At 74.1% G+C, this 26,137-nt stretch carries 19 protein-coding genes; 17 read left to right on the top strand and 2 right to left on the bottom strand.

Annotation, left to right across the window (positions count from 1 at the left end; genetic code table 11):
* The 12 genes from AB0N04_RS36845 to AB0N04_RS36790 all read left to right on the top strand — a co-directional run.
* The coding region (locus tag AB0N04_RS36845; protein WP_360221111.1) for a phosphopantetheine-binding protein at positions 1-621 on the top strand (621 nt) is incomplete at its 5' end.
* Positions 618-7,874, top strand: coding sequence for an amino acid adenylation domain-containing protein (locus AB0N04_RS36840; RefSeq protein WP_360221108.1), 7,257 nt, complete (start codon positions 618-620; stop codon positions 7,872-7,874). The genes AB0N04_RS36845 and AB0N04_RS36840, both read left to right, overlap by 4 nt.
* A gap of 60 nt (positions 7,875-7,934) precedes the next feature.
* Positions 7,935-8,138, top strand: a complete 204-nt coding sequence (locus AB0N04_RS36835; RefSeq protein WP_360221105.1) for an MbtH family protein — start codon at positions 7,935-7,937, stop codon at positions 8,136-8,138.
* 247 nt (positions 8,139-8,385) lie between these two features.
* Positions 8,386-8,634, top strand: a complete 249-nt coding sequence (locus AB0N04_RS36830; RefSeq protein ID WP_360221102.1) for an acyl carrier protein — start codon at positions 8,386-8,388, stop codon at positions 8,632-8,634.
* A gap of 61 nt (positions 8,635-8,695) precedes the next feature.
* Positions 8,696-9,964, top strand: a complete 1,269-nt coding sequence (locus AB0N04_RS36825) for a beta-ketoacyl-[acyl-carrier-protein] synthase family protein (RefSeq protein WP_360221099.1) — start codon at positions 8,696-8,698, stop codon at positions 9,962-9,964.
* Positions 9,965-9,977: 13 nt separating this feature from the next.
* Positions 9,978-11,099, top strand: a complete 1,122-nt coding sequence (locus tag AB0N04_RS36820; RefSeq protein ID WP_363365656.1) for a beta-ketoacyl synthase N-terminal-like domain-containing protein — start codon at positions 9,978-9,980, stop codon at positions 11,097-11,099.
* Positions 11,096-11,824, top strand: coding sequence for a 3-oxoacyl-ACP reductase FabG (gene fabG, locus AB0N04_RS36815; RefSeq protein ID WP_360221093.1), 729 nt, complete (start codon positions 11,096-11,098; stop codon positions 11,822-11,824). The genes AB0N04_RS36820 and fabG overlap by 4 nt, the downstream gene beginning before the upstream one ends.
* Positions 11,825-11,850: 26 nt before the next feature.
* A complete protein-coding gene (locus AB0N04_RS36810; protein WP_360221090.1) occupies positions 11,851-13,551 on the top strand; it encodes an NAD(P)/FAD-dependent oxidoreductase in 1,701 nt (566 codons plus the stop codon).
* 104 nt (positions 13,552-13,655) lie between these two features.
* Entirely contained in the window at positions 13,656-14,687 is a 1,032-nt protein-coding gene (gene sbnB, locus AB0N04_RS36805; RefSeq protein WP_360221087.1) for a 2,3-diaminopropionate biosynthesis protein SbnB, read from the top strand.
* Between the two features lie 176 nt (positions 14,688-14,863).
* Complete coding sequence (locus AB0N04_RS36800; protein WP_360221084.1) at positions 14,864-15,352, top strand: MaoC family dehydratase; 489 nt, start codon at positions 14,864-14,866, stop codon at positions 15,350-15,352.
* Between the two features lie 154 nt (positions 15,353-15,506).
* Entirely contained in the window at positions 15,507-16,826 is a 1,320-nt protein-coding gene (locus AB0N04_RS36795; RefSeq protein WP_360221081.1) for a histidine kinase, read from the top strand.
* Positions 16,790-17,434, top strand: a complete 645-nt coding sequence (locus AB0N04_RS36790) for a response regulator transcription factor (protein WP_360221078.1) — start codon at positions 16,790-16,792, stop codon at positions 17,432-17,434. Before AB0N04_RS36795 ends, AB0N04_RS36790 begins: the two co-directional genes overlap by 37 nt.
* A 39-nt stretch (positions 17,435-17,473) precedes the next feature.
* Here the strand turns inward: AB0N04_RS36790 and AB0N04_RS36785 are convergent, their stop codons facing one another.
* Positions 17,474-18,346, bottom strand: coding sequence for an alpha/beta fold hydrolase (locus AB0N04_RS36785; protein ID WP_360221075.1), 873 nt, complete (start codon positions 18,344-18,346; stop codon positions 17,474-17,476).
* A gap of 254 nt (positions 18,347-18,600) precedes the next feature.
* Positions 18,601-19,482, bottom strand: coding sequence for an AfsR/SARP family transcriptional regulator (locus AB0N04_RS36780; RefSeq protein ID WP_360221072.1), 882 nt, complete (start codon positions 19,480-19,482; stop codon positions 18,601-18,603).
* Between the two features lie 336 nt (positions 19,483-19,818).
* Here AB0N04_RS36780 and AB0N04_RS36775 point away from each other — a divergent pair, with 336 nt between their 5' ends.
* From AB0N04_RS36775 to AB0N04_RS36755, 5 genes are all read left to right on the top strand, one after another.
* A complete protein-coding gene (locus AB0N04_RS36775; RefSeq protein WP_360221069.1) occupies positions 19,819-22,023 on the top strand; it encodes a TOMM precursor leader peptide-binding protein in 2,205 nt (734 codons plus the stop codon).
* A gap of 221 nt (positions 22,024-22,244) precedes the next feature.
* Positions 22,245-24,293: a histidine kinase gene (locus tag AB0N04_RS36770; RefSeq protein WP_360221066.1), complete on the top strand. Its 2,049-nt coding sequence runs from the start codon at positions 22,245-22,247 to the stop codon at positions 24,291-24,293.
* A gap of 47 nt (positions 24,294-24,340) precedes the next feature.
* A complete protein-coding gene (locus AB0N04_RS36765; RefSeq protein WP_360221063.1) occupies positions 24,341-24,961 on the top strand; it encodes a response regulator transcription factor in 621 nt (206 codons plus the stop codon).
* Between the two features lie 108 nt (positions 24,962-25,069).
* Complete coding sequence (locus tag AB0N04_RS36760) at positions 25,070-25,846, top strand: alpha/beta hydrolase (RefSeq protein ID WP_360221060.1); 777 nt, start codon at positions 25,070-25,072, stop codon at positions 25,844-25,846.
* A 146-nt stretch (positions 25,847-25,992) separates the two neighbouring features.
* On the top strand, positions 25,993-26,137 hold a 145-nt coding region (locus AB0N04_RS36755; RefSeq protein WP_363365657.1), incomplete at its 3' end, for an adenylyl-sulfate kinase.

The raw sequence follows: 26,137 nt of genomic DNA, 5'->3' as shown, positions 1-26,137 counted from the left end.
CGCGTCGAGACCGGCGAGATCGAAGCCGTCATCCGCACCCTCGACACCGTCGCCGACGCCGCCGTCGCCGTCCTCCCCGACGCCTCCGGCAACCCACGCCTCGTCGGCTACCTCACCGGCCCCGGCGTCGACCCGGAGCGGATCAACCGCGCCCTGGCCGAGCTGCTGCCCGGCTACATGATCCCGGCCTCCTGGCTCGTCCTCGACGCCATGCCCCTCACCCCGAACGGCAAGCTCGACCGCAAGGCCCTGCCGGAGCCCGACCTGGGAGAGCTCGCGGAGGCCCGGGCCCCGCGCAACGAGCGCGAGCAGGTGCTCACCGAGATCCTGGCCGAGGTGCTCGGCACCGGGCGGGTCGGCATCGACGAGGACTTCTTCGCCCTCGGCGGCGACAGCATCCGCTCCATCCAGGTCGTCAGCCGCGCCCGGCGGGCCGGTCTCACCCTCACCACCCGCGACATCTTCACGCACAAGACCGCGGCCGCCCTCGCACAGGTCGCCGAGGAACTCGCGGAGGACGCCGCCGAGACCGCCCCGATGGAGTCCGGAAGCAGTCTGATCGCCCTGTCCGACGAGGAACTGGCCGATCTGGAATTCGAGTTGAATGAGGAACTTTCGTGACGACCGCCCCCAGACCCGGGTCGAAGATCAGCGAAGTACTTCCGCTCTCCCCCCTGCAGCAGGGGCTGCTCTTCCTGTCCTCGTACGACCAGGCCTCGCCCGACCCGTACACCCTCCAGTTCGTCGCCGAGATCGACGGACCGAACGCCGGTGACGGCGAGCAGCTCGCCGCCCGGCTGCGCGAGGCCTCCGCGGCCCTGCTGCGCCGGCACCCCAACCTGCGGGCCTGCTTCCGCAACCGCAAGACCGGCGAGCCCGTCCAGGTCGTCCTCAAGGAGACCGAGGTCGCGCCCGAGTGGCGGCTGCACGACCTCACCGGGCTGCCCGAGGGGGAGCGGGAGGCCGCGGCGCAGCGGCTGGCGGCCGAGGACCGGCAGCGCCGCTTCGACCTGGCCAGGCCGCCGCTGATGCGGTTCAGCCTGATCCGGCTCGGCGAGGGGCACCACCGGTTCCTCTGGTCGGTGCACCACATCGTCATGGACGGCTGGTCCTTCCCGCTGGCCGTCCGCGAGCTGATGCAGCTCGGCGACGCCGCGACCGCGGCCGCCCTGCCCGCGCCCGCGCCGTACCGCTCGTTCCTGACCTGGCTGAACGGCCGCGACCGGGACGCCGCGCGGGCGGCCTGGGCCGGACTGCTCGACGGCCTCGACGGGCCGGTCCGGGCGCTGCCCGCGGCCGCTCCCGGGCGGGAGCCCGAACTGCCCTCCTTCGTCCGGCGGTTCCTGTCACCGGAGCGCACCGCGGCGCTCTCCGGCTGGGCCCGCGGCCGGGGCCTGACCCTGAACACCGTGGTCCAGGGCTGCTGGGCACTGCTGCTCGGCCGGCTCACCGGCCGCGAGGACGTGGTGTTCGGCGCCGTCACCTCCGGCCGCCCGGCCGAGGTCCCGGACGTCGAGTCGATGATCGGGCTGTTCGCCAACACCCTGCCGGTGCGCGCCGACCTCCGCCCGGACCAGCGGGCGGACGAGCTCTTCACCGCCCTGGCCGGCCAGCAGCTCGCGATGATGCCGCACGAGCACCTGCCGCTCGCCGAGGCGCAGGCCGCCTCCGGCGTCCAGGGCGAGCTGTTCGACACCGTCCTCGCCTTCCAGAGCTACCCGCTGGACGAGGCCGCGCTGTTCCGCGAGTCCGGGGGCACCGTCAGCGCCGCCCGGATGCTCTCGGCCACCCACTACCCGCTGAGCCTCACCGTCTTCCCCGGGGAGCGGCTGGACCTCCAGCTCGCCTACCGCGCCTCGGCCTTCGCCGAGGACCCGGAGGCCTGCGCCACGAAGGTCCTGGACCGGCTGCTCCGCGTCCTGGAGCAGGTCGCGGACGACCCTCGGACCCCGCTCGCCCGGCTCGGCGCGCCCGAACCCGCCGAACTGGACCGCATCCTCCAGGAGTGGAGCGGCGCCGCCACCGCGCCCCGGCAGCCCGCCCGGCGCGCCACCGTCCAGGAGCTGTTCGCCGAGCAGGCCGCCCGCACCCCCGACGCCGTCGCGGTCACCGCGCCCGGCACCGCCCTGCGCTACCGCGAGCTGGACGAGCGGGCCAACCGGCTCGCCCACCTGATCGCCGCCCGCGGCGCCGGCCCCGGGAGCCTCGTCGCCGTCGCGCTGCCGCGCGGCGCCGAGCTGGTCGTCGCCGTCCTCGCCGTCCTCAAGGCCGGCGCGGCCTACCTGCCGCTGGAGCCCGGCCACCCGGCCGACCGGATCGGCTACACCCTGGGCGACGCCCGACCCGTCCTGCTGCTCACCGCCGCGGGCGTGCTGCCCGAGCTGCCCGAGGCCGCGGACGTGCCGCGCGTCGACCTGGACGCCCCGGAGACCGCGGCCGACCTGGCCGCCCGCCCGGCCACCGCGCCGGAGACCGCGGCCACCCCCGACGACCCGGCCTACGTCATCTACACCTCCGGCTCCACCGGCCGCCCCAAGGGCGTGGTGGTGCCGCACCAGAACGTGGCGCGGCTGCTGGAGTCCACCGACGGCTGGTTCGGCTTCGGCCCCGGCGACGTCTGGACCCTGTTCCACTCCATCGCCTTCGACTTCACCGTCTGGGAGCTGTGGGGCGCGCTGCTGCGCGGCGGCCGGCTGGTCGTCGTCCCGTACGACGTGTCGCGCTCCCCGGACGCCTTCCTGGACCTGCTCGCCGAGGAACGGGTGACCGTCCTCAACCAGACGCCCTCCGCCTTCTACCAGCTGATCCGGGCCGACGCCGAGCGCCCGCGCCCGCTCGCCCTGCGCACCGTGGTGTTCGGCGGCGAGGCCCTGGACGTCGGCAAGCTCGCCGACTGGTACGCCCGCCACCCCGACGACGCGCCCCGTCTGGTCAACATGTACGGCATCACCGAGACCACGGTGCACGTCTCCCACCAGGAGCTGGACGCCGCGACCGCGGCCGGCGGCGGCGGGAGCGTGATCGGGCGCGGCATCCCCGACCTGCGGGTCTACCTGCTCGACGGGGCCCTGCAGCCCGTCCCCGCCGGGGTGCCCGGCGAGCTCTACATCAGCGGCCCGGGCCTGGCCCGCGGCTACCTGAACCGCCCCGACCTCACCGCGGCCCGGTTCGTCGCCTGCCCGTTCGAGCCCGGCGGCACCCGGATGTACCGCACCGGCGACCTCGGCCGCTGGCGCGCCGACGGCACCCTGGAGTACCTGGGCCGCGCCGACGAACAGGTCCAGCTGCGCGGCTTCCGCATCGAGCTGGGCGAGATCGCCACCGTCCTCGGCCGGCACCCGGCGGTCGCCGAGGCCGCCGTGGTCGCCCGCGAGGACCGGCCCGGCGACCAGCGGCTGGTCGGCTACGTGGTGCTGCGCGACGGCGCCGACCCGGCCGGGCTGCGGGAGTTCGCCGCCGAGCGGCTGCCCGAGTACATGGTCCCGGCGGCCGTCGTCCCGCTCGCCGCGCTGCCGCTCACGGCCAACGGCAAGCTCGACCGCCGCGCCCTGCCCGCGCCCGCCTACGCCACCTCGGCCCGCGCCCCGCGCGGCCGCGAGGAGGAGCTGCTCTGCGGCGTCTTCGCCGAGGTGCTCGGCCTCGACCGGGTCGGCGCCGACGACGACTTCTTCACCCTCGGCGGCCACTCACTGCTGGCCACCCGGATCGTCAACCGGGTCCGCGCCGAACTCGGCGCCGAACTCCAGGTCCGGGACCTCTTCGAGGCCCCCTCCCCCGCCCGCCTCGCCGAACGGCTCGGCGCCGCCGCGCCCGGCCGGCCACCGCTCACCGCGGGCCCGCGCCCGGCGGTGCTGCCGCTGTCCCACGCGCAGCAGCGGCTCTGGTTCGTCGAGCACCTGGGCGCGCCCGGCGGGCTGTACGGCATCCCGCTGGCGATCCGGCTGACCGGCCGGCTGGACACCGCCGCCCTGCAGGACGCCCTGCAGGACGTGGTGGCCCGCCACGAGGCACTGCGGACCGTCTTCCCGCAGCTGCCCGCCTCCCCTGAGGGGACCCCCCAGACCACCGGCGCCGGTTCCACCCCCGTATCCGGCGCCGGTGCCGGACCCGCCGAACAGCGGGTGCTCGCACCGGCCGAGGCCGTCGTCCCGCTCCCGGTCACCGAGGTCACCGAGGCCGGACTGCCGGAGGCGCTCGCCGCCGAGGCCGCCCGCGGCTTCGACCTGGAGCACGGACTCCCGCTGCGCGCCCGGCTGTTCGCCCTCGGCCCGGACGAGCACGTGCTGACCCTCGTCCTGCACCACATCGCCGGTGACGGCTGGTCGCTCGCCCCGCTCGCCCGCGACCTCACCGCGTACTACCGCGCCCGCCGCTCCGGCCGCCCCGCCGAACTGCCGCCGCTGCCCGTCCAGTACGCCGACTACGCGCTGTGGCAGCGCGAGCTGCTGGGCTCCGAGACCGACCCGGCGAGCGAACTCGCCCGCCAGCTCGGCCACTGGACGGAGACCCTGAAGGGCCTGCCGGAGGAGCTGGCGCTGCCCTACGACCACCCGCGCGGCACCCGGGCCGACCACCGCGGCGACGTCGTGCGCACCGCCGTCCCGCCGCAGCTCGTCGAGGAACTGCACCGACTGGCCGCCGCCTGGGGCGTCAGCCCCTTCATGCTGCTGCGGGCCGGGCTGGCCGCCCTGCTCACCCGGCTCGGCGCGGGCACCGACATCCCGCTCGGCAGCCCGATCGCCGGCCGCACCGACGAACGGCTCGACGACCTGGTCGGCATGTTCGTCAACACCCTGGTGCTGCGCACCGACACCTCCGGCGACCCGGGCCTGCGCGAGCTGGCCGAACGGGTCCGGGCCTACGACCTGGCCGCCCACCAGCACCAGGACGTGCCCTTCGAGAAGCTGGTCGAGGTACTCAACCCCGAGCGCTCGATGGCCCGCCACCCGCTGTTCCAGGTGATGCTCGGCTTCCAGCAGGCCGGCCCCGCCCCGGCGCCCGCCGCCGACCCGGAGCTCGTCGTCACCGAGCAGCCCGTCCCGGTCCGGACCGCCAAGTGGGACCTCTTCTTCCAGCTCACCGAGCAGGCCGACGGCGCGCTCGCGCTGGCCGTCGAGTACCGCACCGACCTGTTCGAGCGCGCCACCGCCCGCCGGATCACCGAGGCCTACCTGCGGCTGCTCGCCGCCGCCCTCGCCGCGCCCGCCGAACCGCTCTCCCGGCTGGAGCTGCTCGCGCCCGCGGAGGAGGCGGAGCTGCTCGCCCTCGGCACCCACCGGGCCGGCACCCCGCGCACCACCCTCACCGCCCTGGTCGACGAGCGGATCGCGGCCGCGCCGGACGCGGTCGCCCTGGTCCACGCCGAGCCCGGCCGCCCCGGCGAGCTGCGCCGCACCACCTACGCGGAGCTGGACGCCGGGGCCAACCGGCTGGCCCGCCTGCTGACCGCCCGCGGCGCCCGCCGGGGCGACCTGGTGGCCCTGCGCCTGGAGCGCGGCCCGGCCGTGGTCACCGCCCTGCTGGCGATCGCCCGCACCGGCGCCGCCTACCTGCCGATCGACCCGTCCCACCCCGACGAGCGGGTCGGCGACATGCTCACCGACGGCGGCGTCCGGCTGCTGCTCACCGAGCGCTCGCTGGCCGATCGCGAGCTGCCCGCGGGGGTGACCCGGCTGGTCCTGGACGAGCCGGCCACCGCGGCCGAACTGGCCGCCCTGCCCGGCACCCCGGTGCCCGCCGTGCCGATCGACCCCGACGACCTGCTGTACGTCATCCACACCTCCGGCTCCACCGGCAAGCCCAAGGGCGTCGCCGTCCCGCACCGCGCCGCCGTCCGCCTGGTGCTGGGCCTGCCCGAACTGGCGCCGACCGCGCAGGACACCTTCCTCTACTTCGCGCCGGTCGCCTTCGACGCCTCCACCTTCGAGATCTGGGGCGCGCTCGCCCACGGCGCCCGGCTGGCGATCCACCCGCCCGGCCCGGCCGACCCGCAGGCCCTGGAGGAGTTCACGGCCCGGGCCGGGGTGACCGTCGCCTTCCTCACCACCCAGTTCGTCAACACCCTCGCCGACACCCGGCCGCGCGCCCTGGCCCCGCTGCGCGCGCTGCTGACCGGCGGCGAGGCCCACTCCCGCGACCACCTGGACCGGCTGCGGGCCGCCCTGCCGGACACCACCGTGTTCCACGTGTACGGCCCCACCGAGGTGACCACCTTCGCCACCGGCCAGGACCTCGGCCGGGCCGACGGCACCGTCCCGATCGGCCTGCCGATCGGCGACACCACCGCGTACGTCCTGGACGGGGCGCTGCGGCCGGTGCCGCGCGGCGTGGTCGGCGAGCTCTACCTGGCCGGCGCGGGCCTGGCCCGCGGCTACCTGAACCGGCCCGCGCTGACCGCCGACCGCTTCGTCGCCTGCCCGTTCGAGCCGGGCGGCGCCCGGATGTACCGCACCGGCGACCTCGTCCGCTGGGACCGCAACGGCCGGATCGAGTACGTCGGCCGCGCCGACCAGCAGGTCAAGATCCGCGGCTACCGGATCGAACTCGGCGAGATCGAGCGGCTGCTGGCCGACCACCCGGACGTCGCCCGGGCCGCCGTCCTGGCCCCCGCCGACGCGGCCGGCCAGCGCCGCCTGGTCGCCTACCTGGTGCCCGCCGACGGCCGACCGGAGCCGGACCAGGCCGCGCTGCGCAGCCACCTGGCCCGCTCGCTGCCCGGCTACATGGTCCCGGACGCCTACACGGTGCTGCCCGAACTGCCGCTGAACGCCAACGGCAAGCTGGACGTCAGGGCGCTGCCCGCCCCCGCCCCCGCGGCACGCGCCCCGCAGGCGCCCCGCACCGGGCCGGAGCGGCTGCTCTACGCGGCCGTCGAGGAGGTCCTCGGGATCGCCCCGGTCGGCCCGGACGACTCCTTCTTCGCGCTCGGCGGGGACAGCCTGAAGGCGATCCGGCTGGTCAACGCGGCCACCCTGGCCGGGTTGCCGATCAGCCTCGGCGCGGTCTTCGAGCACCGCACCCTGGAGGCGCTGGCCGCCGGCGCCGCCGGGGGCGGCGCGGTCGACCTGCTCGGCCCCGTCCTGCCGATCCGGGCCGCCGGCGGGCGCCCGCCGCTGTTCTGCGTGCACGGCGGCCTCGGCTTCGCGATCCCGTTCGCCGCGCTCGCCGAGCACCTGGACCCGGACCAGCCGGTCTACGGGCTGCAGGCCCGCGGTCTGTCCGGGGACGGCCCGCTGCCGACCGACCTGGGGGACGTCGCCGAGGAGTACCTGGCCAGGGTCCGGGCCGTCCAGCCGCACGGGCCGTACCACCTGCTCGGCTGGTCCTACGGCGGGGTCGTCGCCCACGAGATGGCCGTCCGGCTGCAGGCCGCCGGGGAGCGGGTGGCGTTCCTGGCCAACCTGGACGCCTACCCGGACGACGCACCGGACGCCCGGCCGAGCGACGCGGAGTTCCTCGCCGACTTCCTCGCCGAGGCCGGCGTCGACGCCACCGGCCTGCACCGGCTCACCCCGCAGGACGTCGCCGCGCACCTGGCCCGCACCGAGGGCCCCCTCGCCGCGCTCGAACCGGGTACGCTGGAACGGCTGCTGGACGTCATGCGGAACAACCTGGAGCTGTTCCAGCGGTTCACGCCCACCCGCTTCGACGGCTGCCCGATGACGCTCTTCGTCGCGGCCGGCGGCGAGGACCGGCCCACCCCGGAGGAACGCGCCCTCAAGGTCAAGGGCTGGGAGCCGTACGTCGGTTCCGCCGTCCTCGCGCACGACGTGGACTGCGGACACCAGCAGATGCTGCAGCCCGCCCCGGCGGCGGCGATCGGCACCGCCGTCGAACGCGCCCTCGCCGCCCTGGCCGCCGACCCGACCACCTGACGCCCGATCAACCCGGCACGCCCGAGATCCCGAGACCTTCCCGAGAGCTGGAGAACAGTCATGGCGAACCCCTTTGACCGCGAAGACGGCACCTTCCTCGTCCTCGTCAACGAGGAGGGGCAGCACTCCCTGTGGCCGTCCTTCGCCGCGGTGCCCGAGGGCTGGACGGTCGCCCTGGAGGCCACCGACCGGGCCACCGCCGTCACCCACATCGAGACCAACTGGACCGACATGCGACCGCTCAGCCTGCAGCAGCAGGGCTGACCGGCCCACCGCCACCGCGCGTCCGAACGGCCGCGCCACCGCCGCCCGCCGCACCCACCAGGGCCCTGGCCCGAGGGTGCGGCGGGCGGTCGTTTTGCCCCCCGGCACCCCCTGCGACCTGGCCTTCCACCCCCCGACAGGACCCGTCAGTGAGCGGTCAGTTGGACGTCATCGACCCGTCATCGGGGCTGACTACGTTCCTACTCGGAAGCCACTTCAGGGCCCCTGGACAGACGGAGGAACGAGCATGACCACGGTTGCGCCGGAGCGTCTCACCCGGATCCGCGAGATCGTCGCCGAGAACATCGACGTGCACACCGAGTTCGCCGACACCGCACTGTTCGTCGACGAGCTGGGCGCCGACTCGCTCAAGCTGATCGACGTGCTGAGCGCGCTGGAGATGGAGTACTCCATCGTCATCGACATGAACGAGCTGCCGAAGATGGTCAACGTGGAGGCCACCTACCAGGTGACCGCGGCGGCCGCCGGCTGGTGATCGGGGCGGGTTCCGGCACCGGAACCCCCGCTCGCAGGCATCCCACTGCTTAAGGAGTCCCATGTCCACCGCACAGTCACCAGCGGCACCCCGGGGCGGCGTGCCGGCCGACCGCCGCAGGGTCGTCCTCACCGGCCTCGGGGCGATCTCCAGCATCGGCACGGGGGTCGAGGAGTACACCGCGGGGCTGCGGGCCGGGCGCTCCGGTGCGCGGCCGATCACCCGCTTCGACACCGAGGGCTTCGGCCAGAACGTCGCCTGCGAGGTCCCGGACTTCGAGCCGGAGCGCTGGATCCGCAACGTCCCGCTCGAGGACGTGGGCCGGGCCGGGCAGTTCGCCGTCGCCGCCGCCCGGATGGCCGTGGAGGACGCCGGGCTCACCGAGGCCGACCTCGGCGAGCGCCAGGCCGTCATCAGCGTCGGCACCACCGACGGCGAGGGCCACGACATCGGCGTGCTGGTCGAGCAGGAGCTCGCGGCCGGCGACCCGGAGGCCATGGACCCGGTGCTGTCCCGCCGGATCAACGCCGGCCGGCTGACCACCGCCATCGCCCGCGAGCTGCGGATGCCGAACGTCGAGCCGACCACCATCACCACCGCCTGCGCGGCCGGCAACTACTCGATCGGCTACGGCCTGGACGCGATCCGCTCCGGCGAGGTCGACATCGCCCTGTGCGGCGGCGCGGACGCCGTCTGCCGCAAGGCCTTCGCCCTGTTCAAGCGCTTCGGCGCGCTCACCCCGGACGTGGTCCGCCCGTTCGACAAGAACCGCCAGGGCATCCTGACCGGCGAGGGTGCGGGCATCCTCGTCCTGGAGAGCCTGGAGTCCGCCCTCGCCCGCGGCGCGCACATCTACGCCGAGGTGCTCGGCTACGGCCTCAGCTGCGACGCCGCGCACCCGACCGCGCCCAACCGGGACGGCATCGCCCGCGGCATCCGGCTCGCGCTGGACGACGCCGGCGTCGAACGGGACGAGATCGACTTCATCTCCGCGCACGGCACCGGCACCAAGGCCAACGACAAGACCGAGTCGGCGGCCATCCTCGACGTGTACGGCGATGCCCCGCCGCGCACCGTCGCGGTGAAGTCGATGCTCGGCCACTCGATGGGCGCGGCCAGCGCGCTCGGCGCGATCGCCTGCGGCCTCGCCATCGAGCACCAGTTCATCCCGCCGACCATCAACCACCTGGAGACCGACCCGGACTGCCCGCTGGACGTCGTGCCCAACCAGGCCGTCGACGCCGAGGTCCGGATCGTGGAGAACAACTCCAGTGCCTTCGCCGGCAACAACGCCATCCTGATCCTTGGCACGTACGGAGAGCGAGTCTGAGATGACGAGTTCATTGGAAAGCGCAGCCACCCCGGCGGCCCTGCCGCCGGAGACGCTCGTCATCACCGGCTGGTCGGCCGTGTCGCCGTACGGCCTGACCCGCCAGGACTTCGCGGCCGGCGTGCGCGCCGGGGCCAAGACCGCCGTCAAGGCGGACGCCGACCTCGGCCCGCTGCCCTCGCCCGACGTCTGCCTGGTGCCCGGCTTCGACATCAAGGGCCTGCTCGGCCCGAGCGGCACCGCCAAGATGGACCGCCTCACCGCCCTGACCCTGGTCGCCTCCGACGGCCTGCTCCAGGACGCCGACGGCAACCGGGTGGTGGAGACCGACGACCGCACCGGTGTGGTCCTCGGCATCTCGATGGGCAGCCTGGAGAACGTCACCAACTTCCTCAAGCAGTCCTACACCAACGCGCTGCCCTTCCACGTCGACGCCGGCCGGATCCCCTTCGGCAGCCTCAACCACGCCGCGGGCGCCACCGCCATCCGGCACGACCTCAAGGGCCCCAACACCACCGTGGCCGGCGGCCGGGTCTCCGGTCTGCTCGCGCTCAGCTACGCCCGCCGGCTGATGGGCCAGGGCCGGGCGACCAAGTACCTGGTCGGCTCCGCCGAGGAGTTCTCGGCCGCGCACGCCTGGATCGAGCACACCGCCGTCGCCCCCGGCGACTCCACGCCGCTGCTCGGCGAGGGCTGCGGCCTGTTCGTGGTCGAGCACGCCGGCACCGCCCAGCGTCCGGCGATCGCCGCCGTGCTGGCCGTCGAGACCCGCGTCGACATCGACGACGACCCGGCGGCCGCCGTCACCGCCTGCGTCCGGCGCGCCCTGGACCGCGCCGGCGTCACCGCCGACGAGGTGTGGGCCGCCGTGCCGTGCGCCGCGCCCACCGCGGCCGGCCGGGCCGAGCACGAGGCGCTGGCCGCGCTGCTGCCGGCCGAGGCGCTGAGCCGGATCCCGTCCATGGAGCTGATCGGCGACACCAGTGCCGCCGCGGCGACCTTCCAGATCCAGGCGGTGCTCGGCGTGGCCGAGGCCGACCCGGCGGCCCGGGGCCGGATCGCCCTGGTGTCCGCCGTCGACCGTGACGGCGCCGTGGGCTGCGCCGTCCTCAGACTGATCGGGGAACAGGCGTGATCGCGCTGGTCAGCGGCGGGTCCCGGGGCATCGGCAAGGCCATCGTGCTGCGCCTGGCCCAGGACGGCTACGACGTCGCCTTCTGCTACCGCTCGAACGCCGAGGCGGCCGAGCAACTCGCCAAGGAGGCCGGCGAGTTCGGCACCCGGATCACGGCCACGGCCTGTGACGTCGCGGACCCGGAGCAGGTCCGCGACTGGTTCGGCCGCACCGAGCGCGAGCTCGGCCCGGTCGACGCCGCCGTCACCTCGGCCGGCATCACCCGGGACCGCCCGGTGATCCTGATGCCCGAGGACGACTGGAACCAGGTCCTGCGGACCAACCTCGACGGCGTCTACCACGTCTGCCGCGCCGCCGCGTTCGCGATGAGCAAGCGCCGCAGCGGGTCGATCGTCAACCTGTCCTCGGTGTCGGGCATCTACGGCAACCTCGGGCAGGCCAACTACGCCGCGTCCAAGGCCGGGATCATCGGCTTCACCAAGTCCCTCGCCAAGGAGTGCGGCCCGCGCGGCGTGCGCGCCAACGTGGTCGCCCCGGGCCTGATCGCCACCGACATGGTCGGCGACATGTCCGAGGCCGCGGTGGAGCGGATGCTGAAGAACGTCGCGCTCGGCCGGGCCGGCAAGCCCGAGGAGGTGGCCGACCTGGTCTCCTTCCTGGTGTCCGACCGCGCCGCGTACATCAGCGGCTCGGTCCTCGAGATCCACGGCGGCGGCACGTTCTGATGGCAGCAACGCGAATGGGGGCGCGCATGCGGGGGGCCGAGGGACTCAGAGACCACTACGACGCGATCGTCGTCGGCAGCGGTCTCGGCGGGTTGGTCAGCGCGGGCTACCTGGCCGCGGACGGGCGCAGCGTGCTCGTCCTCGAACAGCACGACATCGCGGGCGGCAACGCGCACGTGTTCCGCCGCCGGCGCAAGTACGAGTTCGACGTAGGCACGCACTACCTGGGCGACTGCGGCCCGGGCGGGCTGTTCCCGGCGATCCTGTCCGGCCTCGGCGTCCGCGACCGGGTGAACTTCCTCCCGATGGACAACGAGCAGGGGTTCGACCGGATCATCACGCCCACCGCCACGGTGGACGTGCCGGCCGGCTGGAACGCCTACCGGGACCGGCTCCGCCAGGCACTGCCGGAGGAGGCCGACCGGATCGACCGGTTCGTCGACCTCGCCGAGGCGGTGGCCGGCGCCACCCGGGACGGCCTGCACGGCGCCTCGATGGTGGAGCTGTTCCGCCGCTCCCCGCAGACCATGCGGTGGACCCGCCGGACGCTCGCCCAGGCCCTCGACCACTGCGGTCTCTCCCCCAAGGGGCGCACCCTCGTCGCGGCGCAGGCCGGCAACTACGGCACCATGCCGGACGGCATCACCTTCTCCGAGCACGCCGCCATGCTGGACCACTACCTGCGCGGCGCCTACTACCCGGAGGGCGGCGGCCAAGTGCTGGTGGCCGCGTTCGTCGAGGCACTGGAGTCCGCCGGCGGCGAGCTGCGCACCCGCTGCGAGGTGCGCCGCATCCTGATCGAGGACGGGCGCGCCACCGGCGTCGAACTCACCGACGGTACGCGGATCTCCGCCCCGCTGGTGATCTCCAACGCGGACTACCGGCGCACCGTGCTCGACCTGTGCGGCGGCGAGGAGGCCTTCCCCGCCGAGCTGGTCGCCAAGACCCGCGCGGCGACCATGCGCGGCGCCGTCGTCGCCGTGTACGTCGCGCTGGACACCGAACTGCCGGGTCTGCCGAACGCCAACATCTGGTGGCACGACAGCGACGACATGGAGGCCGCGCACGCGGCGATGCAGGAGCGCTACGCGCGCGACGGCTCGATGGAGTCCGTGCCGCAGCTCACCTTCTCCTTCGCCTCCCTCAAGGACCCGGGCGCGGCGGCGGTCTGCCCGCCCGGCCACAGCAACTTCCAGCTGATGACCGGCTGCCCGGCCGGCCACGGGTTCTGGGGCGTCGGCGGCGGACCGGTGGACGGCGAGCCGTACCGCCGCAACGCCGCCTACGTCGCCCGCAAGCAGCAGCTCACCGAGCTGATGCTGACCACCGCCGAGAAGGTCGTCGGCCCGTTCCGGGACCGGATCACGCACGTGGAGACGGCCACGCCGCTCAGCCACGAGCGCTACATCCGCGGCACCGGCGGCACCCCGTACGGCATGGCCAGCTGGGGCGGCGTGGGCCAGCGCCCCGACGTCCGCACCGACGTCGAGGGCCTGTACGTGGTGGGCCAGAGCGTCCGCTACGGCAGCGGCCTGGGCGCCGTCGCCACCTGCGGGATGGCCGCCGCCTCGCAGATCATCGGGCGCGGCCTGCTGCCCGAGGTGCTCGCCGGGTCCGTGCTGGGCGACGCCTCGCGGCTGCCCGAGCGCGGCCCGGACTGGGACCCGATGGTGGTCTCGCGCGGGCGGGCCCGGCAGCGCGCCAAGGGCCTGGCCCGGATCGGCTGAGCGCCGGCCGGGCCGCTCCGCGCCCCGGCCGGGCCGCTCGGCCGCCCACCCCGTTCCGACCGTTCCGCCCCCGTTCCGACCGTTCGACCAGGAGCAGTGTTCCCATGAATCAGGTACCTCCCTTCGCCGTGGTCTCCGGCGCCCAGGTGCACGAGGCCCTCAACGGGCACGAGGACGAGGTCGTCGCCACGGTCGAGGCCGCGTACCGGCTGCACGGCGAGGGCCAGACGGTCAACCCGGACTCGTACTTCCTGCGCTTCCCCGACCGCCCGTCCTCGCGGATCATCGCCCTGCCGGCCTCGGTCAAGGGCGAGGTCGGCGTGCACGGCATCAAGTGGATCTCCAGCTTCCCGGAGAACGTGGCGGCCGGCCTGCCCCGCGCCTCGGCCGTGCTGATCCTCAACGACGCCGAGACCGGCTACCCGTTCGCCTGCCTGGAGAGCTCGATCATCAGCGCGGCCCGCACCGCGGCCTCCGCGGCCCTCGCGGCGGCCCGGCTGGCCGACGCCCGCGGCGAGCGCCCCACCAGCGTCGGCTTCTTCGGCGTCGGCCTGATCGCCCGGTACGTGCACACCTACCTGGCGGCCAACGGCTTCGACTTCACCGAGATCGGCGTCCACGACCTGTCCGCCGAGCACGCCCGGGGCTTCTCGGAGTACCTGCGCCGGGCCGAGGGCGAGGACGTCGCGATCACCGTCCACGACAAGGCCGAGCAGCTGATCCGCTCCAGCGACCTGGTGGTCTTCGCCACCGTGGCCGGCGAGCCGCACGTGACGGACCCGCAGTGGTTCTCGCACAACCCGCTGGTGCTGCACGTCTCGCTGCGCGACCTGTCCGCGGAGATCGTCCTCGACTCGTGGAACGTCGTCGACGACATCGAGCACTGCATGAAGGCGGGCACCTCGCCGCACCTGGCCGAGCAGCAGGTCGGCCACCGCGACTTCGTCGCCGGCACGCTCTACGACGTGCTCACCGGCGGCATCACCCCGCCGTCCGACCGCCCGGTGGTGTTCTCCCCGTTCGGCCTCGGCGTGCTCGACATGGCCGTCGCCAAGCACGTCTACGACCGCGTCCTGGCGAGCGGGCAGCTGCACACCGTGCCGGACTTCTTCCACGAGCTCAAGCGCTACGGCTGAGCCGCCCCGCACGACCGTCCGACGCCCGCCCGGTGCCCCACCACCGGCGGGCGTCGGCCGTTTCCGGGGCCCGCGCGCCCGCTCGCTGACGGCCAGCTGACGGCGCGCTGACCGAACGCCCCCGCGGGCCCCGAACGCCTTGTCGGCGCCGTGGACGGCCGCCCAGAATCACCCGCATGAGATCCTTTGCCAGCCTGGCCGAATTCACCGAGGCGACCGGGGAGCACCTCGGGTACAGCGAGTGGCTCGAGGTCACCCAGGACAGCGTCGACCGGTTCGCGGGCGCCACCGGCGACCTCCAGTGGATCCACGTGGACCCGGAGCGCGCCGCCACCGGCCCGTTCGGCGGGACGATCGTCCACGGCTACATGACGCTCGGCCTGCTGCCCGCGATGATGCGCGCGATCTTCGAGATCCACGACGTCAAGCTGGGCGTCAACTTCGGCCTGGACAAGGTCCGCTTCGCCCGCCCGATCCCGGTCGGCGCCCGGGTGCGCGGCGGCGCCAAGGTCACCAGCGTCCGCGAGACCCCGATGGGCCACCTGGCCGCGGTCCGGATGACCGTGGAGGTCGAGGGCCAGCCGAGCGCGGTCTGCGTGGCCGACACCCTGTCGCTGTTCGTCGCGGCCGAAACCGGCGCCGAGGCGACCGCGGACGGCTTCTGACCGGGGGCGCAGGCGGCGCGAGGTAGGGGAACCTCCCCCTCGCGCCGCTCAAGAGGGGGGTTAGTACTACCGATTTCTCCCCCTCGTCCCGGCCAGAATGGACGCACGGCCACACGGCCGGGGCAGTGCGAACGGCACCAGAGAGGAGCGGGTCATGGACCGCACGATGCAGCTCGGGGGAAGCCCCTCGGCGGTCGAGATCAGGGGATTCTCCGTCCCCGCCGGATTCACCGGTCTGCGGCGGGCGTTGTCCCTCTGCTGGATGTCCGTCGCGGCCTTCGGCCGGTCGCTCGGCGTCACCGGCGCGATCTCCCTGGTCGGCCCCGGTCTCGGCCTGGTGCCGCGGGCCATGGAGGGCGTCCGCTCGCTGGCCGCCCGTCAGCGCGCCCTGTCCGAGGCCTGGGCCGGCGTGCGGATCCCCGGCCCGCCGGCCGGTCTGCCCGCGGCGCCCGAGGGCGCCTCGGGGGCGGTCGCCCGCTACCGCTGGATCATGAGCGACCCGCAGACCCGGCGGGAGTTCGCCTGGGTGCTCACCGACCCGATCGCCGGCGGCTTCCTCGCCTTCATGCCGATCGCGGTGCTGCTCAGCGGCTTCTGGGGGATCTTCCTGGCCTTCTTCGGCGTCCCGCTGTCGACCGAGTGGGACGGCCTCTGGTACCAGTTCATCCCGATCGACGGTCAGGCCACCGCGGTGCTGGCCGGCGTCCTCGGGGCGCTGCAGCTGCCGCTGGCGCTGTGGATGGCGCCCCGCGCGGTCCGCAAGCACGCCCTGTACACCCACTCCATGCTGGCGCCCAGCGAGCAGGAGCTGATGGCCAGCCGGATCGAGCACCTCACCACCACCCGCAGCACCGCCGTCGACACCCAGATGGCCGAGATCCGCCGGATCGAGCGCGACCTGCACGACGGCGCCCAGGCCCGGCTGGTCGCGATGGGCATGACCCTGGACGCCGCCGAGCACCTGCTGGAGACCAACCCGGAGGCCGTCCGGGCGCTGCTGATCGAGGCCCGCCAGTCCTCCTCCAAGGCCCTGGAGGAGATCCGCAACCTGGTCCGCGGCATCCACCCGCCGGTGCTCGCCGACCGCGGGCTCGCCGACGCCGTCCGCGCCCTGGCCATGGTCTGCCCCGTCCCGACCGAGGTCGTCGTCGACCTGCAGGGCCGCCCGGAGATGCCGGTCGAGTCGGCCGCCTACTTCGCGATCTCGGAGATCCTCACCAACGTCGCCAAGCACTCCGGCGCCGACCGGGCCTGGATCGACATCCGTTACGATCACGGCATGCTGCGCATCACCGTGACCGACAGCGGTCGCGGCGGAGCGGACGCCACCCGGGGCACCGGCCTGCGCGGCATCGAGCGACGGCTCAGCACCTTCGACGGGGTCCTGGCCGTGAACAGCCCCGTGAACGGCCCGACCATGGTGACGATGGAGCTTCCGTGCGTATTGTCCTCGCCGAAGACCACTTCCTCCTGAGGGACGGTCTGATCCGCCTCCTCCAGGCCTACGGGCACGAGGTGGTGGCCGCCGTGGACAACGGGGCGGACCTCCTCGCCGCCCTCACCGAGCAGCAGCCGGACGTCGCGGTCGTCGACGTCCGGCTGCCGCCGAACTTCACCGACGAGGGCCTGCGCGCCGTCCTCGCCGCCCGCCGCACCATGCCGGACCTGCCCATCCTGCTGCTCTCCCAGTACGTCGAGCCGCTCTACGCCCGCGAGCTGCTCGCCAGCGGCGGCCGCGGCGTCGGCTACATGCTCAAGGACCGCGTCACCAACGGCTCGCAGTTCCTGGACTCGATCCGCCGGGTCGCCGACGGCGGCACCGCGATGGACCCGGAGGTCATCTCCCAGCTCCTGATCCGCAAGGAGCGCGACGAGAGCGTCGGCAGCCTCTCGGAGCGCGAGCGGGAGGTGCTCGAGTGGGTCGCCCAGGGCCGCTCGAACGCCGGCATCGCCCAGGGGCTGTTCATCTCCGAGAAGGCCGTCGCCAAGCACATCAGCAACATCTTCACCAAGCTCGGGCTGCTGCCCACCGACGGGGACAACCGCCGGGTCCTGGCCGTCCTCGCCTTCCTCGACCAGTAGCCCTCCCGGAGCGGCGGCCCTCCCCCCGCCGGCGGCCGCTCAGCCCGCCCCGGCCAGCAGGCACTGGTCCAGGAACGCGAGCGCCCGCAGGTGGTAGGAGCGGGCCGCCCAGCCGAGGCTGACGTTGTGCCCGGCGCCCGGCTGGCGGTCCACCCACACCGTCGTCCCGGTGAACAGGCCGGCCAGCTCGGTCACCGCCTCCTCGTCGTGCCGCCACCACTGCTCCTGCTCGGCGAAGGTGAACCGCACCGGTGTCCGCACCCGGGCGGCGAGCCCCGGCAGCAGCCCGGGCCACCGCGGCACCTCGGCGGACTCACGGTGCGGCATCGGCGAGACCAGGGCGCGGGCCAGCGTGAAGGCCTCCGTCGGGTAGTGCCGGGTGCTCCCCCAGTGCCGCCGCCACTCGCCGGAGCGGTCCGGTCCGGGCAGCAGCTCCAGGTCGACGGCGTGCCGGTGGCCCAGGCCGGAGATGTCCAGGCCGAGCAGGTCGCGGCCGGCCGGGTCGGCGGCGGCGGCCAGCGCCAGCTTCCCGCCGTAGGAGTGCGCCACGACGAAGTACCCGGCGCCCACCGGGTGCCGGCGGGCGAACTCCGCCAGCACCCGGTGCAGCGTCGCGGACTGCTCGGCGAGGCCCTGCCCGTCCGGCAGGTGCGCGGCCGAGGCCCCGTAGCCGGGGCGGTCCAGCGCCAGCACGGTGCAGCCGAGCCCGGCGCCGAGGGCGAGCAGGGACTGCCCGGCGACCGCCCGGCAGTCGAAGTAGCCGGCGCTCATGCCACCGCCGTGCAGGGCGACCACCACGGCCCGGGGCCGCCCTCCCGGCGGCTCGGCGAGCAGTCCGGAGACCGGCAGTCCGTCCGCCTCCAGGGTGACCGGCCGGACCTCGGCCGGACCGGACCTCCACGACTCGACCATCAGTGCGCTCCCGTCGACAAGGTTTCCGCCCCGGCCGCTCCATCCTGCTGCACACCGCGGGCGCCGGGGGCCCGCGGCGGCGGATCGGCCGCGGGTCGGCGTCCGCCCGGAGTACCCGCGGGGGCCGGGCCGCGGCCGGACGTGCGTGAGGGCGGCGGCAGCCTGCCGTCGCCCTCGCGCAGCCCTCCGGGAGCCCCTCCTCCCGCCCCTCCCCTCCACCTCGCGCCGGGCGGCCGCACCCGGCCGGCGCGGTCTCAGACCCGGGCGAGCCGGCTCGCCGCGAACTCCTCCGGGGACCACGACACCGACCAGACGTCCAGCGCCGGGTCGCCCGACAGGATCGCCGTCTGCAGGCGCTGCAGCCGCGGACAGGGCTCCACGCCCAGTTCGTGGTTGAGCACGGACCGCAGGCGGTGGAAGGCCTCCAGCGAGCGGCCGACGCGGCCCGCCCGGTAGAGGGCGATCATCAGGTAGGCGCAGAGGTTCTCGTTCATCGGGTTCCGGGCCACCACCCGGGTCAACTCGCCCAGCAGGTCGGCGTGGCGCCCGAGGGCGAGGTCGGAGGCGATGCGCCGCTCGAGCGCACCGAGCCGGCTCTCCTCCAGCGACACCGCCTCGATCTCCAGGACGGTGCCCTTGCGGACGTCCACCAGGGCGGGCCCGCGCCACAGGTGCAGGGCCTGCCGCAGCTCCTCGGAGGCGCGGCGGTGGTCGCCCATCTCGGAGGCCGCCCGACCGGCCCGCACCCGGCGCTCGAACCCCTCGACGTCCGTCTCGCAGGCCCCTTCCTCCAGCAGGTAGCCGCTGTGACGGGTGCTCAGGATCTGCCGCACGCCCGGGCGGTCGGCGTCCGCCGCCGCCAGCGCGTTGCGCAGCTGCAGGACGTAGGTCTGCAGGGTGGTGGCGTGGCTGCGCGGGGGGCGGTCCCCCCACAGTTCCTCGATGAGCGCTGGTACGGTGACGACCCGGCCCGCGTTCAGGGCGAGCATGGCCAGCACCTGGCGCTGCTTGGGCGCGCTGATCGTCACCGGCGTCCGGTCGAGGTGCAGGGAGAGCGAGCCGAGCAGCCCGATGCTCAGCGGTCCGGGGCGGCGCCCGGATTTGGCGGGGTCATGACTTCTTGGGCCTTCGGACATTTCGTTCCTCCAGGCATCGAACCTTCGGTCTCCCCTCCAGCATGGACAGTGCGCCGGGAGTTGCCCACTGAGCTGCACATCTCTCCGGTATGAAGAATTCACACGGCGAACGTGAATCTCTGCCTGGTGTCTCGCTAGAGGATCGCTGGAGACTTCCTTCACCGCGGCGACGGACCGCGGGGCAGAACCGGGAGGGCGACCACCATGCAGATCACCGCGGGCACCGACGACCTGGTCATCGAGAACCTCGACTACGCCACCCAGAACACCGATGTCGTCACCGGATGGTGTTTCATCGTCACCGTCGACTCGGCCCAGTAGCAGAGAGCGGCCACCGTGCTCACCGACGAACGGCCGATCGGATTCCGGCGCCACCTGCGCGCCGAGATCGTCCCGGGCGAGGCGGTCTACCTCGTCTCCCCCCGCGGCACCACGGCACTGTCCGGATCCACCATCCAGAAAGTGGCCCCGCTGCTCGACGGCTCACGGACCCTCACCGAGATCCGGGCGGCGGCGCAGATCCCCGCCGCCGACCTCGACCGCATGCTCGACCGGCTCGGCGCGGCCGGCCTGGTCGGCTTCCACACCGGCCGGCAGGACGCCGCGGCCGGTGCCTACTGGGACCTCGCCGGGGTCGGCGGCCCGACGGACGCCGCGCTCACCGTCCTCGCGCTCGGCGGGGCCGACGCGGCCGCGGCCGAACGGGCCTGCCGCGCGGCCGGCCTGACCTGCGGCCCCGGGGCCCCGTTCACCCTGGTCGTCTGCGACGACTACCTCGACCCGGCCCTGGCCGAGTTCAACGCCGCCCGCCTCGCGGACGGGCGGCCGTGGCTGCCGGCCAAGCCGTACGGCGCGCAGCTCCTGGTCGGCCCGGTCTTCCGGCCAGGCGCCGGGCCCTGCTGGTCCTGCCTGGCCGTGCGACTGCGCTCGCACCGGCGCGGCGAGAGCCACGTGCGGCGCGCGCTGGGCCTGGCCGGCCCGGTCCGGCTGCCGGACGCCTCGCTCGCGGCGACCCGCGAACTCGGCCTCCAGACGGCGGCGCTGGAGGCCGTCAAATGGCTGGCCGGCGTGCGCAACGACGGACAGAACGCGCTCTGGGCCCTGGACACGCTGGTCCTCGGCGCCACCCACCACCCCGTCGCACGGCGCCCGCAGTGCCCGGACTGCGGCGATCCCGGTCTGATCGCCGACCGGGCCCGGCAGCCGGTCCGGCCGGCCTCCCGGCCGAAGGGCGTCACCGGCGGCAACGGCCACCGGGCGCTGTCCGCCGAGCAGATGTGGGAGCGTTTCGGCCACCTCGCCGATCCGGTCACCGGGATCGTCGAGCGGGTGGTCCGCGACCCGCGCAGCCCGTCCTTCCTGCACTGCTACCAGAGCGGCCCCAACCTGGCGCTGACCGAGGCCGGCCTGGCCTCGATGCGCGCCGGGCTGCGGATGCAGAGCGGCGGCAAGGGCCGCACCGACCTGGACGCCCGGGTCAGCGGGCTCTGCGAGGCGGTGGAGCGCTACAGCGCCTCGCGGGCCGGCGACGAGGCGACCGTCCTCGGCAGCTACCGCGACCTCGCGGCCGACGCCGTCCACCCGGGCGCCTGCATGCTGTTCGACGAACTGCAGTACCGGGACCGCGCGGAGTGGAACGCCCCGGGCATCCCCTTCCAGCACGTGCCCGAGCGCTTCGACGAGGACGCCGAGATCGAGTGGACGCCGGTGTGGTCGCTCACCGGGGGCAGGCACCGGCTGCTGCCGACCGCCATGCTGTACTACGGCGACGGCGCCCCGGCCTCGATCCTCGCCGACTCCAACGGGAACGCCGCCGGCGGCACCCTGGAGGACGCCACCCTGCAGGGCCTCCTCGAACTGGTCGAGCGCGACGCCGTCGCCCTCTGGTGGTACAACCGCACCCGTCACGCGGCCGTGGACCCGACCGCCTTCGGCGACCCGTGGGTCGCCGCACTGCCCGAGCGCTTCCGCGAACTGGGCCGCGAGCTCTGGGTGCTGGACCTCACCTCCGACCTGGGCGTCCCGGTGATGGCCGCGGTCTCCCGCCGGGTCGACGGGCCGGCCGAGGACATCGTGCTCGGCTTCGGCGCGCACCTGGACCCCGCCGTCGCGCTGAGCCGCGCCGTGACCGAACTGGGCCAGATGCTGCCCGCCGTGACCAACGGCTACACCCCGGGGCTGCCGGCCCACCTCCTCGAGTGGTGGCGCGAGGCGAAGGTCGATTCTCAGCCGTATCTCGCACCCGATCCCGGGCGCCCCGCGAGGACCCCGGCGGACTACGCGTACACCCCGCGCACCGACCTCCGGGAGGACCTGGAGCACCTCTGCGCGCTGGCCCGCAGCCACGGGCTGGAGGTGCTGGTGCTCGACCAGACGCGGCCGGATCTCGGAATTCCGGTCGTGAAGGTCGTCGTCCCGGGCCTGCGGCACTTCTGGGCGCGGTTCGCCCCGGGCAGGTTGTTCGACGTGCCGGTCCGCACGGGCCTGCTGGACGCCCCGACCCACTACGAGAATCTCAACCCGATTCCGCTGTTCCTGTAGATCTGGAAGATCGTCCATGGAAGTCGGGAAGATCATTCATATAGAACTGGTAGATCCCCCGGCGTGGTGATGTGCGCCGGTCTATCCGGTCGGATAAGTGAGGATTGTCGCCCATGACAAGCTGATGCTTCGTCGGTAAGATCATCGCGGTTTTTCAGGAGAACTCGGGTCAACTCCCCGTGCTCTCAAACACCGTAGGTCGAACCGGGAGGCAGACGCCGATGCTCGACGCGCCCCACGGCAAAGGCCAGGACGACGGTCACGACGACGGTCACGACCACGAGTCCGGCGTGCGGGCGCAGCGCATGGCGCTGCTGGTCACCCTGGGGGTGCTCGGCGGCCACACCCTGGTCACCGTGCTGGACGTGCTCCACCAGGGGCCCGACCCGTTACGGACGGCCGTCCTGGCCGTCGGCATGGGTGCCGTGCTCTGCCTCCAGTTCGCCCACTCCACCCGAAGACCCCGGACCTGGCCGGTCCGCACCCGGGTCCTCACCCTCACCGCGCAGGCCGCGGTCACCTACCTGCCGCTGGTCTGGCTGGGGCTCCCGTGGGGTGCGATGGCCGGACTGCTCGCGGGCTCGGTGCTGCTCGCCGTGCCCGGCCGGGCCCGCTGGCTGCTGTACGCCGCGGTCACCGCGGCCATCGTGCCCGCCGTCGTGGCGATCGCCGGGCCCGGCATCGCCCTCTACGGCACCGGCGCGACGATGCTCGCCAGCCTCATCATCTACGGCGTCAGCTCGCTGTCCGGCCTGGTCACCGAGCTCCGCAACACCCGGCGCGCGCTGGCCGGCCTGGCCGTCGTCCAGGAACGGCTGCGGGTGGCCGGGGACCTGCACGACCTGCTCGGCTACAGCCTGTCGGCGATCACCCTGAAGACCGAGCTCGGCTACCGGCTCGTCCCGGTCGCGCCCGACCGGGCCAGGTCCGAGGTCGCCGAGGTGCTCGGGATCGCCCGGGAGGCCCTCGCCGACGTGCGCCTGGTCGCGACCGGCTACCGGGACATGTCGCTGGCCGCCGAGACGGAGTCCGCGGTCTCCGTCCTCACCGCCGCGCAGATCACCACCGACACCGACCTCACCTGCGGCCCGCTGCCCCGCGAGGTGGACACCGCGCTGGCCATCGTGCTGCGCGAGGCCGTCACCAACGCCCTGCGGCACAGCAAGGCCCAGCACTGCAGCGTCACCGCCACCCGCGAGGGCGGGACGGTGTCGCTGCGGATCCGCAACGACGGCGTCGGCGAGGAGCGGCTGGACACCATGCCGGGGGGCGGCAGCGGGCTCGCCAACCTGGCGACCCGGCTGCGCGGCGTCGGCGGCGACCTCACCGGCGGGCCCACCGGCGACGGCTGGTTCGAGGTCCTCGCGCACGCCCCGGCCACGGCCCGGGACGACGACCGGCACACCGAGGCCCGGCCCGAGGACCCGGCGATGGCCGCCAGCCCCTGGGCCCCGCGGATGGCCCGCGGCATGCTGGTCGCCGTGCTGGCCGGCTACGCGCTGATCACCGTGATCAACGCGGCGGGCCAGGCCCGGTCCGGCCCCGCGATGCTCGCCTTCCTCGGCTGTTTCGCCGGTGTCGTGGCGCTCCACGCGTTCCACTCGCTGCGCCGCTCGCGGACCTGGTCGGTACGCACCCGGACGCTCACCCTGGCGCTGCTCGCCGCGGCCACCTACGCCCCGTTGCTCTGGCTCGACGCCCCCTGGGGCTCGATGGCGGGCTGCCTCGCCGGATCGCTGCTGATCACCGTGCCGGGCCGGCTGCGGGTCCCGTTGTACGCGGCCGCGATCGCGGTCATCGTGCCCGCGGCGGTCGCGGCCGGCGAACCGTTGTCCGAAACCGTCTACCTGGCCGACTCCTCACTGGTCGCGGGCCTGGTTTTCTACGGGTTCAGCGCGCTCTACTGGCTGGTCACCGAGCTGCACGAGGCCAGGGGCGCGCTAGCGCAGCTGGCCGTCGCCCGCGAGCGCCTGATCGTGGAACGCGAGCTGCACGAGGTGCTCGGGTCGAGCCTGTCCGAGGTCACGATGAAGTGCGCACTCATCCACCGGCTGCTCCCGCAGTCACCGGAGCCGGCGAGGGAGGAACTGACCACCGTGCTCGACGTGTCCCGCCAGGCCCTCGCCGACGTCCGGCTGGTCGCCCGCGGCTACCGCGGCCACCTGGGCACTCCCGATCCGTCCGACCGCCCGCAGGTGTTCCAGGAATTCGGCCTGTCGGCGTCGGACGGTTCAGCGGTCATCGTGCAGCAGGCGGATGCCACGACCTGACAATCTCATTCACACTTTGGGGAATCAGCACAATTAAAGGGGGATAGGTGGACAATCGGCGGCTCAGAATTCTCCTGGCCGAGGACATGCACATGGTGCGGGGAGCCCTGGTCACGCTGCTCGAACTGGAGCCCGACCTGGAAGTCGTCGCCGTGGTGGACCGCGGCGACCTCATCGTCCCCACCGCACTGAAGTCCCGGCCCGACGTGGCGATCATGGACGTCGACCTCCCCGGCATGGACGGCCTCACCGCGGCCGAGATCCTGCACGACCAGCTACCGGAGTGCCGCACGCTGATCATGACCGGACTGGGCCGGCCCGGCTACCTGCGCCGGGCGATGTCCGCGCGCGTCTCCGGGTTCCTGCTCAAGGACTCCCCGGCCGAAGGGCTGGCGCAGGCCGTCCGGGAGGTGGCCGCGGGCCGCCGGGTGATCAACCCCCAACTCGCGATGAGCGCCTGGGACATCGGCGAGAACCCGCTCTCCGAACGGGAGATAGAGGTGCTGCGGATGGCCTCGCTGGGCGACGAGCCCCGGGAGATAGCGGCCAAGCTGCACCTGTCGATCGGCACCGTGCGCAACTACCTGACGACCGTCGTGGTGAAGCTCAACGCCCGCAACCGGATCGACGCCGTCCGGATCGCCACGGAGGCCGGCTGGCTCTCCTGAGCGCGCTCCCCACCCGCGACCGGGCCTCGACCGGCGGTCCACCGCCGCGTCCAAGGATGCCGACAACGGCGAGGTGAGAACACCTCCGTTCGGCATGAGGAGTGCGTGATGCGCAAGGTCGTTTCCCGGGACGGCACGACGATCGCCTATGAGAAGGCCGGCGAGGGCCCGCCGATCGTGCTGCTCAACGGTTCGTTCCGCGATCACACCATCTTCGACGCCCTCGTCCCCGAGCTGGCGCCGCACTGCACCACCTATGTCTACGACCGGCGCGGGCGCGGCGAGAGCGGCGACGCCGCCGAGTACGCCGTCGAGCGGGAGATCGAGGACCTCCGGGCGGTGATCGAGGAGGCCGGCGGCTCCGCCGTGGTCTTCGCCGGGTCCTCCGGCGCGAACCTGGCGATCGAGGCCGCCCTCGCCGGCGCGCCGATCACCAAGCTGGCCCTGCACGAACCGTTCTACCGGGTCGACGGATTCCCCAAGCCGGTCTGGAACTTCGCCAAGACGCTCCGGGTCACCCTGGAGGAGGGGCGCCGGGACGAGGCCGTCGAGTACTACCTCGGTGCGTTCCTCGGCCTGACCCCCGACACCGTCGCCGAATGGCGGCAGGGCCCGATCTGGGCGATGAACGAGGCGAACGCCCACACCCTCGTCTACGACACCACGATCTGCGGCGACTGCAGCATCCCCGCCGACCGGCTGGCCGGGTACCGGACGGAGACCCTCGTCCTCAACAGCTCCGGCACCAGTGCCTGGCTCCGCGCGGCGGCCCGGGCGACCGCGGCCGCCGTGCCCAACGGCCGGGCCCTCGAACTGCCGGGTTCCTGGCACCGGATCGACATGGACGTCCTCGGCCGGACCCTGGTCGAGTTCGCCACCACCTGAGAGGTCCCGCCACCCCGGCGGACGGCGGCGCCGTCCGCCGGGGTGTCCGCGGTGGTTCCGTTTCGCCGGCGGCCCGGGAGGCCTGGTTCTTGCGGGAGTGCGCCGGCGTCCAGCCCTGACCTGCCGTCAACTCGCCCCAGGAGACCATCACCGTGACCACAGTTCACACCCCGGCCGCCGCGGCCGCAGCCGCGGAGGCGGCCCGCGCGGCCGGCCCCTGCGAGCGCGGCGCCACCGTGTGGCTGACCGGGCTGCCGAGCGCGGGCAAGACCACGCTCGCCTTCGCCCTGG

The sequence above is a fragment of the Kitasatospora sp. NPDC051702 genome (genome assembly GCF_040681575.1).
GTDB lineage: Bacteria > Actinomycetota > Actinomycetes > Streptomycetales > Streptomycetaceae > Kitasatospora.
The sequence above is the reverse complement of the archived record's forward strand: the minus strand, read 5'-3'. Positions and strand labels throughout refer to the sequence as shown.

Bases quoted from the DNA above. Each gene is read 5' to 3' on its own strand.
- sbnB (WP_360221087.1), top strand. From the start codon at position 13,656: ATGAATCAGGTACCTCCCTTCGCCGTGGTCTCCGGCGCCCAGGTGCAC.
- AB0N04_RS36795 (WP_360221081.1), top strand. From the start codon at position 15,507: ATGGACCGCACGATGCAGCTCGGGGGAAGCCCCTCGGCGGTCGAGATC.
- AB0N04_RS36830 (WP_360221102.1), top strand. From the start codon at position 8,386: ATGACCACGGTTGCGCCGGAGCGTCTCACCCGGATCCGCGAGATCGTC.
- AB0N04_RS36825 (WP_360221099.1), top strand. From the start codon at position 8,696: ATGTCCACCGCACAGTCACCAGCGGCACCCCGGGGCGGCGTGCCGGCC.
- AB0N04_RS36760 (WP_360221060.1), top strand. From the start codon at position 25,070: ATGCGCAAGGTCGTTTCCCGGGACGGCACGACGATCGCCTATGAGAAG.
- AB0N04_RS36780 (WP_360221072.1), bottom strand. From the start codon at position 19,482: ATGTCCGAAGGCCCAAGAAGTCATGACCCCGCCAAATCCGGGCGCCGC.
- AB0N04_RS36810 (WP_360221090.1), top strand. From the start codon at position 11,851: ATGCGGGGGGCCGAGGGACTCAGAGACCACTACGACGCGATCGTCGTC.
- AB0N04_RS36800 (WP_360221084.1), top strand. From the start codon at position 14,864: ATGAGATCCTTTGCCAGCCTGGCCGAATTCACCGAGGCGACCGGGGAG.
- AB0N04_RS36835 (WP_360221105.1), top strand. From the start codon at position 7,935: ATGGCGAACCCCTTTGACCGCGAAGACGGCACCTTCCTCGTCCTCGTC.
- AB0N04_RS36785 (WP_360221075.1), bottom strand. From the start codon at position 18,346: ATGGTCGAGTCGTGGAGGTCCGGTCCGGCCGAGGTCCGGCCGGTCACC.
- AB0N04_RS36770 (WP_360221066.1), top strand. From the start codon at position 22,245: ATGCTCGACGCGCCCCACGGCAAAGGCCAGGACGACGGTCACGACGAC.